Origin of the sequence: Pseudomonas sp. TH08, assembly GCF_016651275.1 — a bacterium.
Lineage (GTDB): Bacteria > Pseudomonadota > Gammaproteobacteria > Pseudomonadales > Pseudomonadaceae > Aquipseudomonas.
In genome coordinates, this window is sequence record NZ_JAEKEE010000003.1 from 328,422 (window position 1) to 343,339 (window position 14,918).

A 14,918-nucleotide genomic window follows, 5' to 3' on the forward strand; every position below is an offset into this window, starting at 1 on the left:
CGGCGCAGCCGTCGTGTTTGGGGCTGCTGCGCAGCCCAGCGGGAGCAAGCTCCCTCGCCACAACAACCGCACTCAGTGTTCAAAGGGACGCCACCCTCGCGGTACCCACAAACAACTGACACACAGCAAAATCAGCTTTCCTCCCGCACCCGCCGCACCTGCACCAGCAACGCCGGCGCGAAGTGCAGCAGCACCATCCGCGCCAGGTGATGAGTCAGGATAAACACCACGTTCAGCCCACCGGCGAACGCGACAATCGCAATCGTCTCGATCGCCCCCGGCATGTACGCCAGCCATAACGATAACGGATCACTCCCGAGGAATCGCGCCGCCACTTCGGCAAATCCCGCCGCGACCACAATCATCAATCCGACCGACACCAGTGCGGTACGGCCATGCTGTCCCAGTTCCTTGAAGCCCAAACCCTGAAACCGCGAGCCGATTCGCACGCCGAGAATCAGCGCTGCCAGATTCAGGCTCCAGTCCGGCATGTGAAAGCCGTGTAACCAACCCGATTTGACGAACACGGCGGTGAGGATGATCGCCGTCAACATGAACGGCGCCGGCACGCCGATCACCAACAGTAACCGTCCGAGCAGCACGCTCAAGCCGATCACTGAAAGCACGGTCAGCGCCATACCCGTGGTCAATGCATCGCCTTCAATCACTGCGGTGGAAGCCTGCCCCGGAATCAAAAACTCACTAGCACCGTGATCAGCAACAGCCGCATCAAGTGCACGATGATGACCTTGCTCGAGGCCTTTTCCGACTCCAGCAAATCGAACACCGCCGCCAGCGCCCCCGGATAAACCGCCAACAACGCATCGGTGCGATTCCACCCGGCCCCGCGTGTCAGCCACCAAGCAGCGAGCGCAATCTGCACGATCAAACACAGCAGCAACACGCCAAGGCTGGGCAACATTGCCGATGCCACTGCACTGTCCCACGCTTCGAACATCAGCCCGGTGGCGATGCCCAGCGTGACCTGGATGTAGCCCAAACCATAAGGTGTCGCGGGGGCAAAACCTGATCGGGTGACGACCAAAGCGGTGACCAGGATCGAGCCCAACAGCAAGCCATGCGGCACACCGAGGGATTGCAACACAGCGCCAAACCCGGCGGCGATCAACAGACACAGAATGGATTTCATATTCGCCTTCCTGGCTATTCAATTGGCCTAACCGCGCAACCGTCCGATCGCGCGGCGGTATTTTTCGACCCGCTCGAGGTCTTCCCAGCTCGGCGAGGCGATTCGCGACAGGTCGCTGTTCTCTTCCAGATCCGCCAGTTTCACCACCCGACCGATCGGGTCCTGGCCGGCACGTTCGACGAAGTCCTCATAGGATTCGCCAGGCACTTTGGTGACGGCTGCAATCGCCGTCAGCACTTGCTCGCTGAAACCTTCCTGGCGCAGATCCTCAAGGCTGATGTCACAGTCCTCGACCACATCGTGCAGCACGGCGACGATGCGTTGCTCCAGCGAGGACATGCGCATCATCACTTTCAGCGGATGCAAAATGTACGGCGCGCCGCCCTTGTCGACCTGCCCCGCATGGGCCGTGGCAGCGATGGCAATGGCGCGTTCGAGTGTCTGAGTCATGGGAGTCTCCGAGGGTTAAAGGCCGTAGCGGCCGCCGACGTGAATATTGCGCTTGAGCCAGCCACCAATCGCCTTCAAGCGCCCGCCGGACGTACCCGGCTCGGCGTGCCGCTTGAGAATCATCGACACCAGCGTCGCCTGATCGATATCAGGATTGGCATCAAGCAACTCGACGACCCAGGCACAATCAGCTTTTTTCAGGTGCTCCCGACATTGGCCGGGCCAGGCGTCCAGCTCATCCAGCGCCAGCCAGCGCGCCCCGCCCTGCTCGGCATGCCCACCGCCAATCGACTGCTCGAAACAGAACGGCGTCGCGGGTTGCGACAGGTCGATGCTGAACAGATAGACATCGTGGCTTTTGTGCTGCGGCGTGGGGGCGTTGTTGCGGCTGCCGATTTCGATCATGGGCGAATTCCTATCCTTGGGCGCTAGATGTTTCCGATTGTTTCGCAGTCTACGCGAACAGCGCAAATGAAAAACCTGATGGAACCTCCTTCCCCGGCGCCCTCTCGAAACCATAAGCGCCCAATCATTGATCAGAACCGGCGCCATTGAAGAGGAAATACCGATGAACATTCGATTCCTGCTTCTGCTCGCCACCTTCTGCGTCATCCCTACCTGTGTCATGGCCGAGGGCTGCGACGTCGAGACCCGCTCCTCCAGCGCCGCCGTGCCCACCGTCTCCGGCCACAGTTGCTACGAATACGAGGGCATGCCCGTCAATTCCATCGATTGGTCGTGCAGCAACGAAAGCAAGGACATGGTCAACGCCGTCAAGAAAAAGGTCCAGCAGTGCGACGACCACTATCAAGCCACTTGCCTCGCCACCCTTACCCAGGAATCCCTGGCCAACCCGCACTCCACCAGCAAGGATAAAAACGCCAAAGCGTTGAACATCCCGGATGGGGCACAAGTGACCACGTATTACTACGGCGCGGAGAATCTGGGGCAGGCGAAGATCGATTGTGAAAGTGGCGGTGGGCATTGGAAGGCGAAGTAACGGCTGTTTAGCGCACATAAAAAGGGACACCGCTGGGTGTCCCTTTTTCGTGCATCAACACATCCATTGTGGCGAGGGAGCTTGCTCCCGCTGGGCTGCGCAGTGGCCCCTGTACCAACATGCAAAGCCATGATTTGAGATTCGACCGAATTTGAAGTCTGAAAAACGCGTAGGAAAACACCCCTTGTGGCGAGGGGATTCATCCCCGCTGGGCTGCGAAGCGGCCCCATCCCGGCGAGTTCATTTCTCCAGATACGCCGCACGCCACGGATTGCGACGACTGCGTCGCCGAGCGGGGATAAATCCCCTCGCCACAAGGATGGGTTTGCGTCCTACAGGTCGATTGTGGATGCCGACATTGCGGCCTAGAGTGACTGTCGCTGACCGCAGTCAGCGAGGGTTTCGCAGCCCTGAAGAGAACGAACCAACACCGTCAAACGACAATTCTGGCAGTATTCACCAGCATTACGTTTTATGGCGACTGTGCGCGGGAGATCTTCGGGTCTGCCGGACTTTTTGGTTCTTTTCTCCGGTCTGCGAACCCGCTCACAGCCGCCACCCATTTGTTTCGCAGCAGAGCGGTGGCCCTTCATCTTCAGAGAAAAGGAACATCGCAATGACCGAAAAGAAACCGCTCCACCACTACGCCTACATGTCCCACCCCGCCACCGACCACCCTGTCCTCCTGATCGACGCCGACTCCCCAATTCGTGACCTCCACGCCTGCCTAGCCGAACGCCTCAACGCCGTCCTCAAATACCTCGACCTCATGGCCTGCACCAGCCTCCCCGACTACGCCGAACACGACATCAACACCGTGACCAACATCGCCAGAATCATCGTGCAGGATGTGAGTGATGTATTTCGGGTAATTGAACAGCGGGGGTTTAACACACCCGCAATCACTTAACGAACTTGAAAATAAAGAACCCGCACGTGTGCGGGTTCCTTTTGAACTACATAATTTTCACAGCAATATAAATCGCCATGACAAAAAGCCATTCATATTTTATGGCAAAATGCTTGCCATTTGGCCTATGGAAAATTTAGCTCTTTACGTCTTTTCACGCTTTTGTAGGATCAACTCAACGATCTTCACGAGTTCCGGAGACGTACCTTCAACCGAAAAGTCAGCCCCCCTGACTGCAGTAGAGACTTATGAAACCCATTAACAGTCTCATCACTTAACTTAGACTTACTAAGTACAACGTAGGTCTTGATCGCTGTTAATTTCGCATGCGCCTCGCTTTCCAAGTTCAAATTCGTCATCATAAGTTTAAGAACCACTCGCAACACCCACACACCGACAGATCCTAAAAGGAGGGCAAGCGCAACTAGATAATGATCAGGCACCGTCAAATCCAAAAACTCAACCTTTTGAACTTTTTCCGACGAGTACGTCATGTGAAGTAACACACTCAAGGTATAAACTACCGCAGCTATCAACAAAATCGCAAAAACCGAAAACATCGAAGCTCGAAATCTATGATGCTTTCTTTTGTCGTCCCAGAATTTTACTGGCTCATTTGAAATCACGCTATCAGTGACTTTGCTTGCAAAGTTATTGATTTCTTCAATAGCAAAAGCCTTCGCTTTTTCAGCCTCCACACGGATCAGATCTATCTTCGCACTACCATCAGCCTGAATAGCCTTTAAATAATCATCCGATCGACCAATTACAGAACTTTGATAATTGTTCAACTCTGCAAACGTAGAATCTTTGAAAGACTTAATCTCATCAGCCATAGTAGTTTGCCAATGTTTATAAAAACCCTCCAAAGCTGTAGAAGATGCACTAACAGAAGATCTATAAACAAAAAGAGCCACGCGGAACGACTCCTCGCTCACTACCGTAGTCTTGAAGTCTTCTGACAAGGCCTCATCAAAGCACGGAAGCCTTCGACTCACATTCGCTTCTTTAATTTGGTCTCCAAACCTCTTGAGACTGCCATTGCTTTTTTAACACCATCTTTTATTTCTCCCAAAACACGCAGATACTTCACCTCTTCTGGGACTTCAGACTCCGTGAAAATACGTTCAGGATAGGAGCAAGATAATATTTCCTTCCAAAAATCGATTTCATTAACCAACCAGTCCTCAACAGCATCTTTCGATTCTGAATAAACTGCCATGTCCAAAGGCACAAAATCTTTGATAAATTTTGCTTTCATATGCTCCTCAAGAAATCATTCATCAGTAGAAAAAATCGAATATTAACGGCGCTTATGGGGCACGCCACTCAATAAATTACGCTACACATCTATTTTCGCTGCTGTGTATAAACTCGCAGAAATACCGCCATTTATCTATTTAATGCTCATTTATGGCACTGCGACAGAGCGCCCGAATGATGGCACAAAAGCATCACCCAAGGCATAGCCTAAAAATGTGGCTACGAATCCAACAAACAAAAAAACCGCATTTCTGCGGTTTTTTTTCGAGTGAAGCATCAGCTATCGCAACGTTTGTCTTGCATTTATCAAAAATTCGCCGGCGTATTCGCACTGATAATCTCCGCCTCATCCGCCCCGATATTCCGGAACTTGTGCGGCAACGTCGTCGGGAAGTAATACCCATCCCCCGCATTCAACACGCTCACCGAGCCATCCACGGTCAACTCAACCGTTCCGCGAGTGACAAGCCCACACTCCTCGCCCTCGGCATGCACAATCGGCTCTTCCCCGGAACTCGCGCCCGGCGCGTATTGCTCGCGCAGCAAGCGCATCTGGCGGCTTGGCACCGAGGCGCCGATCAGCAGCAGGCGCAGGCCATGGCGGCCAAGATCTGGCTGTTCGTTGGCGCGGAATACGTATTGGTGTTCGCGCGGGGGCTGGTCGAAGGTGAAGAAGTCGGCCAGGGACATCGGGATGCCTTCGAGCAGCTTTTTCAATGAGCTGACGGAAGGGCTGACGCGATTCTGTTCGATCAGGGAGATGGTGGCATTGGTCACGCCGCTACGTCGGGCCAGCTCGCGCTGGGAGAGTTTGTAGCTTTCGCGTACTAGTTTGAGTCGAGAACCCGTATCCATGACAGCCTTATGTAAGAACGACTTAAGGGCGATGGGGGTGGGTGGCGGGTGACGCGCCGAGGGCGCGGATCACGTTGCTCCCGTGTCCCGGAACCGTGAAAGGCGGCTATTAAATCACGTTTGCTGGTGTTGCTCAGCAGGTTCGATGGACGGTGCGGCAAAAGTCCTTCTTGTCTTGGTCATACAGTCATTGTGGGAGCGAGCCTGCTCGCGATTCGGTGGCACATTCAACATGATTTTTGAATGATGAACCGCTATCGCTGGCAAGCCAGACTCCCACAGGGTTTGTGGTGTTTCTGTGGGAGGGGTGGTGGCTAGGCTGGCCTCATCGCGAGCAGGCTCACTCCTACATTTTGATCTTTGGTGTATCAGAATAAAAACCGGCGGGGTCTTGGGGGCCGCCGCCGGGGAGGTAACTTAGATGCCGAAGCGGTCGCGTAGCGAGTAGTACACGGCGCCCAAGGCTGTTAGCGGCGCGGAGAAGGTGCGGCCGCCGAGCATTGGCATGTGCGGCAGCGTGGCGAAAGCGTCGAAGCGCTCGGCGTCGCCGCGGATCATTTCCGAGATCAACTTGCCAGCGAGGTGCGAGCAGGTCACGCCGTGGCCGCTGTAGCCTTGCATGTAGTAGGCGTTTTTCTCGATGCGGCCGAATTGCGGCATGCGCGACATGGTCAGCAGGAAGTTGCCGGTCCAGCGGTAGTCGATTTTGACGTCCTTTAGCTGCGGGAAGGTCTTGAGGATCTTCGGGCGGATCAGTTGTTCGATGTCATCCGGTTCCCGCGCGCCGTAGACCACACCGCCGCCGTAGAGCAAACGGTTGTCGGCGGTCAGGCGGTAGTAATCCAGCAGGTAATTGCAGTCTTCGACGCAGTAGTTGTTGGTGATCAGGCTGCGTGCCTGCTTTTCGGTCAACGGTTCGGTGACGACGATTTGCGAGCCGCACGGCATGCTTTTCGCGGTCACGCGGTTGTCCAGACCTTGCGGCAGATAGGCGTTGCCAGCGATCAGCAGGTACTTGGCACGGACCAGGCCTTTGGCCGTGCGCACGACGTTTGGCTCGCCGTATTTGATTTCCACCGCAGCGGATTGCTCGTAGATCTTGCCGCCCAGACGCACGATGGCTGCTGCTTCACCCAGTGCCAGATTCAGCGGATGAACGTGGCCGCCCTGCAGGTCGAGCAGGCCGCCCACGTAAGCATCGGAGCCGACTTCGCGACGAATGTCGGCTGCGTCGAGCATCTTCAGATTGCGGTTGCCATAACGTTCCCAGCTGCGCTTCTGCTCGGCCAGGCCGTTGAGTTGTTTCTTGTTCATCGCAGCGAAAATGCCGCCCGGGCGATAGTCGCACTTGATGTCGTATTCCTTGATGCGCGAACGGATGATGTCAGCGCCTTCGAAGATCATGCTGCCGAGGATTTCTGCGGTCTTGTCGCCGTAGCGTTCTTCGATCACATCGACGTCGCGGCTGTACGAGTTGACCAGTTGACCGCCGTTGCGACCGCTGGCGCCGTAGCCGACTTTCGCTGCTTCCAGCACCGTCACTTTATAGCCGGCTTCAGTCAGGAACAGTGCCGAGGACAGGCCGGTGTAACCGGCGCCGATGATGCAGACGTCGCACTCGACCGATTCTTCGAGCACCGGGAAGTCGATGACTTCGTTGCGGGTGGCGGCGTAGTAGCTGTTTACGTGTTGCTGTTTCATTTTATTGTTCTCCGAAGGTCGCTCATCAAAAGCGACCACCGCTGTAGAAAATCAGAGCTTGATCCAGGTCGCTTTCAACTCGGTGTACTTGTCGAACGCGTGCAGCGATTTGTCGCGACCGTTGCCCGACTGTTTGAAGCCACCGAACGGCGCAGTCATGTCGCCGCCGTCGTACTGGTTGACCCACACGCTGCCGGCGCGCAGACCACGGGCGAAGGTGTGCGCCTTGCTGAGGTTGCTGGTCCAGACACCAGCGGCGAGGCCGAAGATGCTGTCGTTGGCGATTTGCAGCGCTTCTTCAGCCGTGTCGAAGGTGATCAGCGACAGTACCGGGCCGAAGATTTCTTCCTGGGCGATGGTCATGGCGTTGGTCACACCGTCGAACAGCGCCGGCTGCACGTACAGGCCCCCGGTTTCTTCAAGGGTGCGTTGGCCACCGGCAATCAATTCGGCGCCCTGCTCGCGACCGATGCTGATGTAGCGCAGCACGTTGTCGAGTTGACGCTGATCGACGACGGCGCCGACCGTGGTGGCCGGATCCAGCGAGTGGCCGGGTTTCCACGCTTGCAGCGCTTCCACCAGCAGCGGAATAAATTGCTCGCGGATCGAACGCTCGACCAGCAGACGCGAACCGGCGGTGCACACTTCGCCCTGGTTGAACGCAATGGCGCCGGCCGCTGCTTGTGCTGCCGCACGCAAATCCGGTGCGTCGGCAAACACCACGTTCGGGCTCTTGCCCCCTGCTTCGAGCCAGACGCGTTTCATGTTGCTTTGGCCGGCATAAATCATCAGTTGCTTGGCAATCGCCGTGGAACCGGTGAAGGCCAGCACGTCGACGTCCATGTGCAACGCCAACGCTTTGCCAACGGTGTGGCCGAAGCCTGGCAGCACGTTGAACACGCCTTTCGGAATGCCGGCATCCAGCGCCAATTGGGCGATGCGGATCGCGGTCAGCGGCGATTTTTCCGAAGGTTTGAGAATGAACGAGTTGCCCGCTGCCAGCGCCGGGGCGAATTTCCAGCTGGCCATGATCAGCGGGAAGTTCCACGGCACGATGGCCGCTACGACGCCGGAGGGTTCGCGAGTGATCAGGCCGAGTTGGTCGTGCGGGGTCGCGGCGACTTCATCGTAAATCTTGTCGATGGCTTCGGCGCTCCAGCGGATCGCGTTGGCGGTCGCCGGGATGTCGATGCTCATCGAATCGCTGATTGGTTTACCCATGTCGAGGGTTTCCAGCAGCGCCAGTTCTTCCTGGTTCTGCAGGATCAGATCGGCGAAGCGAATCAGGATGCGTTTGCGCTCGGCCGGGGCTTTTTTCGCCCAGATGCCGGACTCGAAAGACTGGCGCGCGACTTCAACGGCGAGGTTGGCGTCGGCTTCATCGGTACTGGCCACGGAGGCGAGGAAACGGCCGTCGACGGGGCTCAGGCATTCGAAAGTGTCGCCACTGATAGCCGGGCGATATTCACCGTTAATGAACGCGCGGGCTTCGATGGACAGGGACTGGAAGCGTTGTTCCCAGTCGTTGCGGGTCGTTGTCATTGTTGTGGCTCGACAAGGGGGAATGGATGACGAGCGAATACCCGTCAATCAAAATCTGATAACCCGATCCCCTGTAGGAGTGAGCCTGCTCGCGATCGCGGTGAATCAGTCATCATCACGTTTGAATGTGATGACGCTATCGCGAGCAGGCTCACTCCTACAGGGTTTGCGGTGGTCTTTAGACGGTATGCAGATACCAGTTGTACTCAAGATCAGAGATCGAGTTTTCGAACTCGGCCAGCTCACTTTCCTTGCACGCGACGAACACGTCGATGTACATCGGATCGATGTAGCGGGCCATGACTTCGCTGTCATCCAACTCGCGCAATGCATCGCGCAGGTTGTTCGGCAGGCTCTGTTCGTTCTGCTCGTAGCTGTTGCCTTCCACCGGGGCGCCCGGTTCGATCTGATTGGTCAGACCGTGGTGAATACCGGCCAGTACTGAAGCCATCAGCAAGTACGGGTTGGCGTCGGCACCAGCGACACGATGCTCGATGCGTACGGCATCCGCCGAACCGGTCGGTACACGAACAGCCACGGTGCGGTTGTCGATGCCCCAGCTCGGCGAGTTGGGTACGTAGAACTGCGCGCCGAAGCGGCGGTACGAGTTGACGTTCGGGCACAGGAACGCCATTTGCGCAGGCAGGGTCTCCAGCACACCGCCGATCGCGTGACGCAGTGCGGCGTTCTGCTCGGGATCCTCGCTGGCGAAGATGTTGTTGCCTTCTTTGTCCAGAATCGAAATGTGCACGTGCAGACCGTTGCCCGCCTGGCCCGGATACGGCTTGGCCATGAAGGTGGTGTCCATTTCGTGGTCGTAGGCGATGTTCTTCACCAGACGCTTGAGCAGGACGGCGTAGTCGCACGCCTTGATCGGGTCGGAAACGTGATGCAGGTTGACTTCGAACTGCGCCGGGGCGCTTTCCTTGACGATGGCGTCAGCCGGGATGCCCTGCTCTTTCGCACCTTCGAGGATGTCTTGCAGGCAATCGACGTATTCGTCGAGATCGTCGATCAAATAAACCTGAGTCGACACCGGACGCTTGCCGGAAACCGGCGAACGCGGCGACTGCGGACGACCATTAACGTTGTCCTGGTCGATCAGGTAGAACTCGAGTTCGAACGCGGCGCAAATGGTCAGGCCGAGGTCGTCGAATTTGCGCACAACGTTAGCCAACACTTCACGCGGGTCAGCGAAGAACGGCTGGCCTTCGATCTCGTGCATGGTCATTAACAGTTGTGCAGTTGGGCGCTTTTGCCACGGCTCGATGCTCAGGGTGCCGGGGATTGGGTAGCAGATTCGGTCAGCGTCGCCAATGTCCAGACCCAGGCCGGTGCTTTCCACCGTGGAGCCGTTGATGTCGAGAGCGAAAAGCGAGGCCGGCAGGTTGATGCCTTTCTCGTAAACCTTATGAAGACTGGTGCGTTCGATGCGCTTGCCGCGCACCACACCGTTCATATCCGCAATCAGAAGGTCGACGTACAAAACCTCAGGATATTTCTTAAGGAATGCGTTTGCTTCGTTGAGTTGAACGGTACGCAGAGGGACCGACATGATGCACCTATTTAGCTGTTAATTATTATGTTCACTGCCCTTTCACGCAGCCAGTCAACCCGAACGGCAAAGTGAAGTCAATAGCGAACAGATGGCCGCTCAGGGTTTATTTTTAGGGCTTTTTTTAACACTTGCGTGCCAATACAGGCGCCAGAGCCCCGAGAATCATGAAGATATGATGAACGGCGTTTAGAATTTTTTACATGGCAGTTGTTAATTAAAATCAACGAGGCTAAGCTCCGGAAAAGCTCGTTCAAGTGTCAAACTTCGAGGTGAATAAAAATGGCATTCAAGCCATTGATCGGCGTTACTGCGTGCGTCAAACAGATTGGCCTGCACCCCTATCACATCAGCGGCGACAAGTACTTACGTGCTGTCAGCGTTGGCGCTAATGGGCTGCCAGTGGTCATTCCTTCCCTTGGCAACCTGACTGAAATCGAAGACCTGCTCGGTCAACTCGACGGTCTGTTGCTGACCGGCTCGCCATCGAACGTGGAACCCTTCCACTATCAAGGCCCGGCCAGCGCCCCCGGCACGGATCACGATCCGGCGCGGGATGCCACCACCCTTCCTTTATTACGTGCAGCCATCGCGGCGGGCGTTCCAGTGCTCGGCATTTGCCGTGGCTTCCAGGAAATGAACGTGGCGTTCGGCGGCAGCCTGCACCAAAAGGTGCATGAGCTGCCGGGCATGCTCGATCACCGTGAAGCCGACAGCCCGGACGTGGCCGTGCAATACGCACCGGCCCATGCGGTGACCGTGCTGGGTGGCGGTGTGTTCGAAGCGCTGGAATTGCCGGGCGAGTTCCAGGTCAACTCGATCCACAGTCAGGGCATCGATCGCCTCGCTCCCGGCCTGCGCGCCGAAGCGCTGGCGCCGGACGGTTTGATCGAGGCGGTCTCGGTCGAGCACAGCCCGACCTTCGCCCTCGGCGTGCAATGGCACCCGGAATGGCAAGTTCTCGACAACCCGAATTACCTGAAGATTTTCCAGGCGTTCGGCGAGGCTTGCCGGCAACGGGCGGCGCGCCGCAACCAGCGCTGACCCAACCCAGAAATACGTAACGATTTACTGCCCCCACGAATGCCGGGTGTGCCTTTGCGCATCCGTCATCCGTGAAAAACAACACCCGTAATAACAACAAGTACGACCCAGGCAGCCAGGACGGCGGCGCCGAACAAGCCCTCGGCAGTGCAAGGTCAGTCAGGCATGCGCAATTCCCCTGTAGGAGTGAGCCTGCTCGCGATAGCAATAGACCAGTCAACAAAGATGTCGACTGAGACGGCCTCATCGCGAGCAGGCTCACTCCTACAGAGGGATGTGTAACGACTGACATTGCGTTTACAGGCTTGCAATCCACTTAAGCCCGGCCACATTGGCCGCGCGACTGAAACCTGTTGGGAGTTTCACATGGCAAACGCCTCCAGCACTTACAGGAAGGCACTTGAAGGTCATCAGCAACCGAAAAAGGTGTTGGTGAAAGTCGATCGTGTCACCAAGAAGTTCGACGAAACCACGGCAGTGGACGATGTGTCCCTGGAGATCCATCAGGGTGAAATCTTCGCCCTGCTCGGCGGCTCCGGGTCGGGGAAATCGACCCTGCTACGCATGCTCGCCGGTTTCGAACGGCCGACTGAAGGGCGGATTCTGCTCGACGGCGTGGACATCACCGACATGCCGCCGTACGAGCGGCCGATCAACATGATGTTCCAGTCCTACGCGCTGTTCCCACACATGACCGTCGCGCAGAACATCGCCTTCGGCTTGAAACAGGATCGTTTGCCGGCCAGCGAAATCGACGCCCGTGTCGATGAGATGCTGCGTCTGGTGCACATGACCCAATACGCCAAACGCAAGCCGCATCAACTCTCTGGCGGCCAGCGTCAGCGCGTCGCCCTCGCCCGCTCGCTGGCCAAACGTCCGAAGCTGTTGCTGCTCGACGAGCCAATGGGTGCCCTGGATAAAAAGCTGCGTTCGCAGATGCAACTGGAGTTGGTGCAAATCATCGAGCGCGTCGGCGTGACCTGCGTGATGGTGACCCACGACCAGGAAGAGGCCATGACCATGGCCGAGCGCATTGCGATCATGCACCTGGGCTGGATCGCGCAAATCGGCAGCCCGATCGACATCTATGAAGCGCCCGTCAGCCGCATGGTCTGCGAGTTCATCGGCAACGTGAACGCCTTCGATGGCACCGTGGTGGAGGACCTCGAAGGTCACGCGATTATTCACAGCCCGGACTTGCAACAGAAGATTTACGTCGGCCACGGCGTCAGCACTTCGGTGCAGGACAAGTCGATCACCTACGCGATTCGTCCGGAAAAAATGCTCGTCAGCACAGTTAAACCCGAGCACCGCTACAACTGGTCCGAAGGCAAGGTGCATGACATCGCCTACCTCGGTGGCCACTCGGTGTTCTACGTCGAATTGCCGGGCGGCAAGATCGTCCAGTCGTTCATGGCCAACGCCGAACGCCGTGGCGCACGGCCGACCTGGGACGACAAGGTCTACGTCTGGTGGGAAGACGACAGCGGCGTGGTACTGCGCTCATGAAAACTTTCAATCAGCAATTCCTGCGCTTGGTGCCCAGCGGGCGAAAACTGGTGATCGGCATTCCGTTCATCTGGCTGTTCCTGTTCTTCATGCTGCCGTTTTTCCTGGTGATGAAGATCAGTTTCTCGGAAGCCGCGCTGTCGATCCCGCCGTACACGGAGATTTACACCTACGCCGAACAGAAATTCCAGCTGCTGCTGAACATCGGCAACTACACCATGCTGGGCGAAGACGAGTTGTACCTGTCGGCCTACCTCGGTTCGCTGAAGGTCGCTGCACTGAGCACGCTGATGTGCCTGGTGATCGGTTTTCCGATGGCCTACGCGATCACCAAGACCGGCAAGGAAACGCAAAACGTCCTGCTGCTGTTGATCATGATGCCAACCTGGACCGCGATCCTGATCCGCGTTTACGCGTGGATGGGCATCCTCAGCAACAACGGTCTGCTCAACGCGTTTCTGATGTGGACGGGGCTGACCGATCACCCGATCGAGATCCTCAACACCAACACCGCCGTGTATATCGGTGTGGTGTATGCCTACCTGCCGTTCATGGTGTTGCCGCTCTATGCCAACCTCGTGAAGCACGACGGCAGCCTGCTGGAAGCCGCGTCGGATCTGGGTTCGAGCAACTTCAACAACTTCTGGAAAATCACCGTGCCGCTGGCCAAGAACGGCATTATCGCCGGCTGCATGCTGGTGTTCATCCCGGTGGTGGGTGAGTTCGTGATTCCGGAACTGCTGGGTGGCCCGGAAACGCTGATGATCGGTCGCGTGCTGTGGCAAGAGTTCTTCAATAACCGCGACTGGCCGGTAGCGTCCGCGCTGGCGGTAGTGATGCTGTTGATCCTGATTGTGCCGATTCTGCTGTTCAACCGCAGCCAGGCCAAAGAGATGGAGGCACGGGGATGAAACGCTTCGGTTTTTCCAAGTTCATGCTGATCTTCGGTTTGATGTTCATTTATCTGCCGATGCTGATTCTGGTGATCTACTCGTTCAACGCCTCGAAACTGGTGACGGTGTGGGGCGGCTGGTCGGTGAAGTGGTACGTCGGTTTGCTCGACAACACGCAACTGATGGGCTCGGTGGTGCGCTCGCTGGAAATCGCCTGCTACACGGCAATTGCGGCGGTGGCACTGGGTACGCTGGCGGCATTCGTGCTGACCCGCGTTACACGCTTCAAGGGTCGCACGCTGTTTGGTGGCTTGGTGACGGCGCCGTTGGTGATGCCGGAAGTGATTACCGGTCTGTCGCTGTTGCTGCTGTTCGTGGCGATGGCGCAACTGATCGGCTGGCCGCAGGAACGTGGCATTGTCACCATCTGGATCGCCCACACCACGTTTTGTGCCGCCTATGTGGCGGTGGTAGTCTCCGCCCGCCTGCGTGAGCTGGACCTGTCGATTGAAGAAGCGGCAATGGATCTCGGTGCGAAGCCGTTCAAGGTGTTTTTCCTGATCACCATTCCGATGATCGCGCCGTCGCTGGCGGCGGGCGGGATGATGTCGTTCGCCTTGTCGCTGGATGACCTGGTGTTGGCGAGCTTCGTGTCTGGTCCGGGGTCTACGACTTTGCCGATGGAAGTGTTCTCGGCGGTGCGTCTGGGCGTGAAGCCTGAGATCAACGCGGTCGCGAGCCTGATTCTGCTGGCGGTGTCGCTGGTGACCTTCCTGGTCTGGTACTTCGGCCGCCGGGCAGAAGCCAACCGCAAACGTGCGATTCAGGAAGCGATGGATCAGACGGCAAACGAGTCGTGGCAGCCTCAGCGTGCCGCCACCGCATAGAGAGTTACCGCTTTTGTGGCGAGGGAGCTTGCTCCCGCTTGAGTGCGCAGCGCTCACAAGATCTTTGGGGCCGCTGCGCAGCCCAGCGGGAGCAAGCTCCCTCGCCACAATGGTGCTGTGTATAGCAAGATTTTTGTGTTGTGTTTTTGAATAAGAAGA

The 14,918-nt window shown here is 57.1% G+C and carries 14 protein-coding genes and 1 pseudogene; 6 read left to right on the top strand and 9 right to left on the bottom strand.

Going from position 1 to position 14,918, the window contains the following annotated elements; genetic code table 11:
* Positions 1-131: 131 nt before the first annotated feature.
* The 3 genes and pseudogenes from JFT91_RS29975 to JFT91_RS14780 form a co-directional block, all read right to left on the bottom strand.
* A pseudogene (locus JFT91_RS29975) lies at positions 132-1,150 on the bottom strand (AbrB family protein).
* Positions 1,151-1,177: 27 nt separating this feature from the next.
* The gene (locus JFT91_RS14775; RefSeq protein ID WP_201232845.1) at positions 1,178-1,600 is read right to left on the bottom strand and encodes an HD domain-containing protein; all 423 of its coding nucleotides are present in this window, start codon (positions 1,598-1,600) and stop codon (positions 1,178-1,180) included.
* A gap of 15 nt (positions 1,601-1,615) precedes the next feature.
* Positions 1,616-2,005, bottom strand: coding sequence for a hypothetical protein (locus JFT91_RS14780; RefSeq protein WP_201232846.1), 390 nt, complete (start codon positions 2,003-2,005; stop codon positions 1,616-1,618).
* A gap of 163 nt (positions 2,006-2,168) precedes the next feature.
* Between JFT91_RS14780 and JFT91_RS14785 the strand changes: the two genes are divergently transcribed.
* Positions 2,169-2,600, top strand: a complete 432-nt coding sequence (locus tag JFT91_RS14785; RefSeq protein WP_201232847.1) for a hypothetical protein — start codon at positions 2,169-2,171, stop codon at positions 2,598-2,600.
* Between the two features lie 616 nt (positions 2,601-3,216).
* Positions 3,217-3,510 carry a fructose-bisphosphate aldolase gene (locus tag JFT91_RS14790; protein ID WP_201232848.1) on the top strand — a complete coding sequence of 98 codons (294 nt, stop codon included), beginning with the start codon at positions 3,217-3,219 and terminating at the stop codon, positions 3,508-3,510.
* 185 nt (positions 3,511-3,695) lie between these two features.
* Here the strand turns inward: JFT91_RS14790 and JFT91_RS14795 are convergent, their stop codons facing one another.
* From JFT91_RS14795 to JFT91_RS14820, 6 genes are all read right to left on the bottom strand, one after another.
* Entirely contained in the window at positions 3,696-4,427 is a 732-nt protein-coding gene (locus JFT91_RS14795) for a DUF6161 domain-containing protein (protein ID WP_201232849.1), read from the bottom strand.
* Positions 4,428-4,504: 77 nt separating this feature from the next.
* The gene (locus JFT91_RS14800) at positions 4,505-4,771 is read right to left on the bottom strand and encodes a hypothetical protein (protein ID WP_201232850.1); all 267 of its coding nucleotides are present in this window, start codon (positions 4,769-4,771) and stop codon (positions 4,505-4,507) included.
* Between the two features lie 308 nt (positions 4,772-5,079).
* On the bottom strand, positions 5,080-5,628 hold the full coding sequence (gene relB / locus JFT91_RS14805) for a type II toxin-antitoxin system RelB family anti-toxin (RefSeq protein ID WP_007950154.1): 549 nt from the start codon (positions 5,626-5,628) through the stop codon (positions 5,080-5,082).
* 417 nt (positions 5,629-6,045) lie between these two features.
* The gene (locus JFT91_RS14810; RefSeq protein WP_201232851.1) at positions 6,046-7,329 is read right to left on the bottom strand and encodes an NAD(P)/FAD-dependent oxidoreductase; all 1,284 of its coding nucleotides are present in this window, start codon (positions 7,327-7,329) and stop codon (positions 6,046-6,048) included.
* A 51-nt stretch (positions 7,330-7,380) separates the two neighbouring features.
* A complete protein-coding gene (locus tag JFT91_RS14815) occupies positions 7,381-8,871 on the bottom strand; it encodes an aldehyde dehydrogenase (RefSeq protein ID WP_201226980.1) in 1,491 nt (496 codons plus the stop codon).
* A 178-nt stretch (positions 8,872-9,049) separates the two neighbouring features.
* A complete protein-coding gene (locus JFT91_RS14820; RefSeq protein ID WP_007918694.1) occupies positions 9,050-10,426 on the bottom strand; it encodes a glutamine synthetase family protein in 1,377 nt (458 codons plus the stop codon).
* A 282-nt stretch (positions 10,427-10,708) separates the two neighbouring features.
* On the opposite strand from JFT91_RS14820, the gene JFT91_RS14825 reads away from it, so the two are divergent.
* From JFT91_RS14825 to JFT91_RS14840, 4 genes are all read left to right on the top strand, one after another.
* Positions 10,709-11,470 (top strand): gamma-glutamyl-gamma-aminobutyrate hydrolase family protein, encoded by a 762-nt coding sequence (locus tag JFT91_RS14825; protein WP_201232852.1) that lies wholly within the window; start codon positions 10,709-10,711, stop codon positions 11,468-11,470.
* 366 nt (positions 11,471-11,836) lie between these two features.
* Positions 11,837-12,979, top strand: coding sequence for an ABC transporter ATP-binding protein (locus tag JFT91_RS14830; RefSeq protein WP_201226982.1), 1,143 nt, complete (start codon positions 11,837-11,839; stop codon positions 12,977-12,979).
* Positions 12,980-13,008: 29 nt separating this feature from the next.
* Positions 13,009-13,890 carry an ABC transporter permease subunit gene (locus JFT91_RS14835; protein ID WP_201227122.1) on the top strand — a complete coding sequence of 294 codons (882 nt, stop codon included), beginning with the start codon at positions 13,009-13,011 and terminating at the stop codon, positions 13,888-13,890.
* Complete coding sequence (locus tag JFT91_RS14840; protein ID WP_201232853.1) at positions 13,887-14,759, top strand: ABC transporter permease subunit; 873 nt, start codon at positions 13,887-13,889, stop codon at positions 14,757-14,759. Before JFT91_RS14835 ends, JFT91_RS14840 begins: the two co-directional genes overlap by 4 nt.
* The last annotated feature ends 159 nt before the right edge of the window (positions 14,760-14,918 follow it).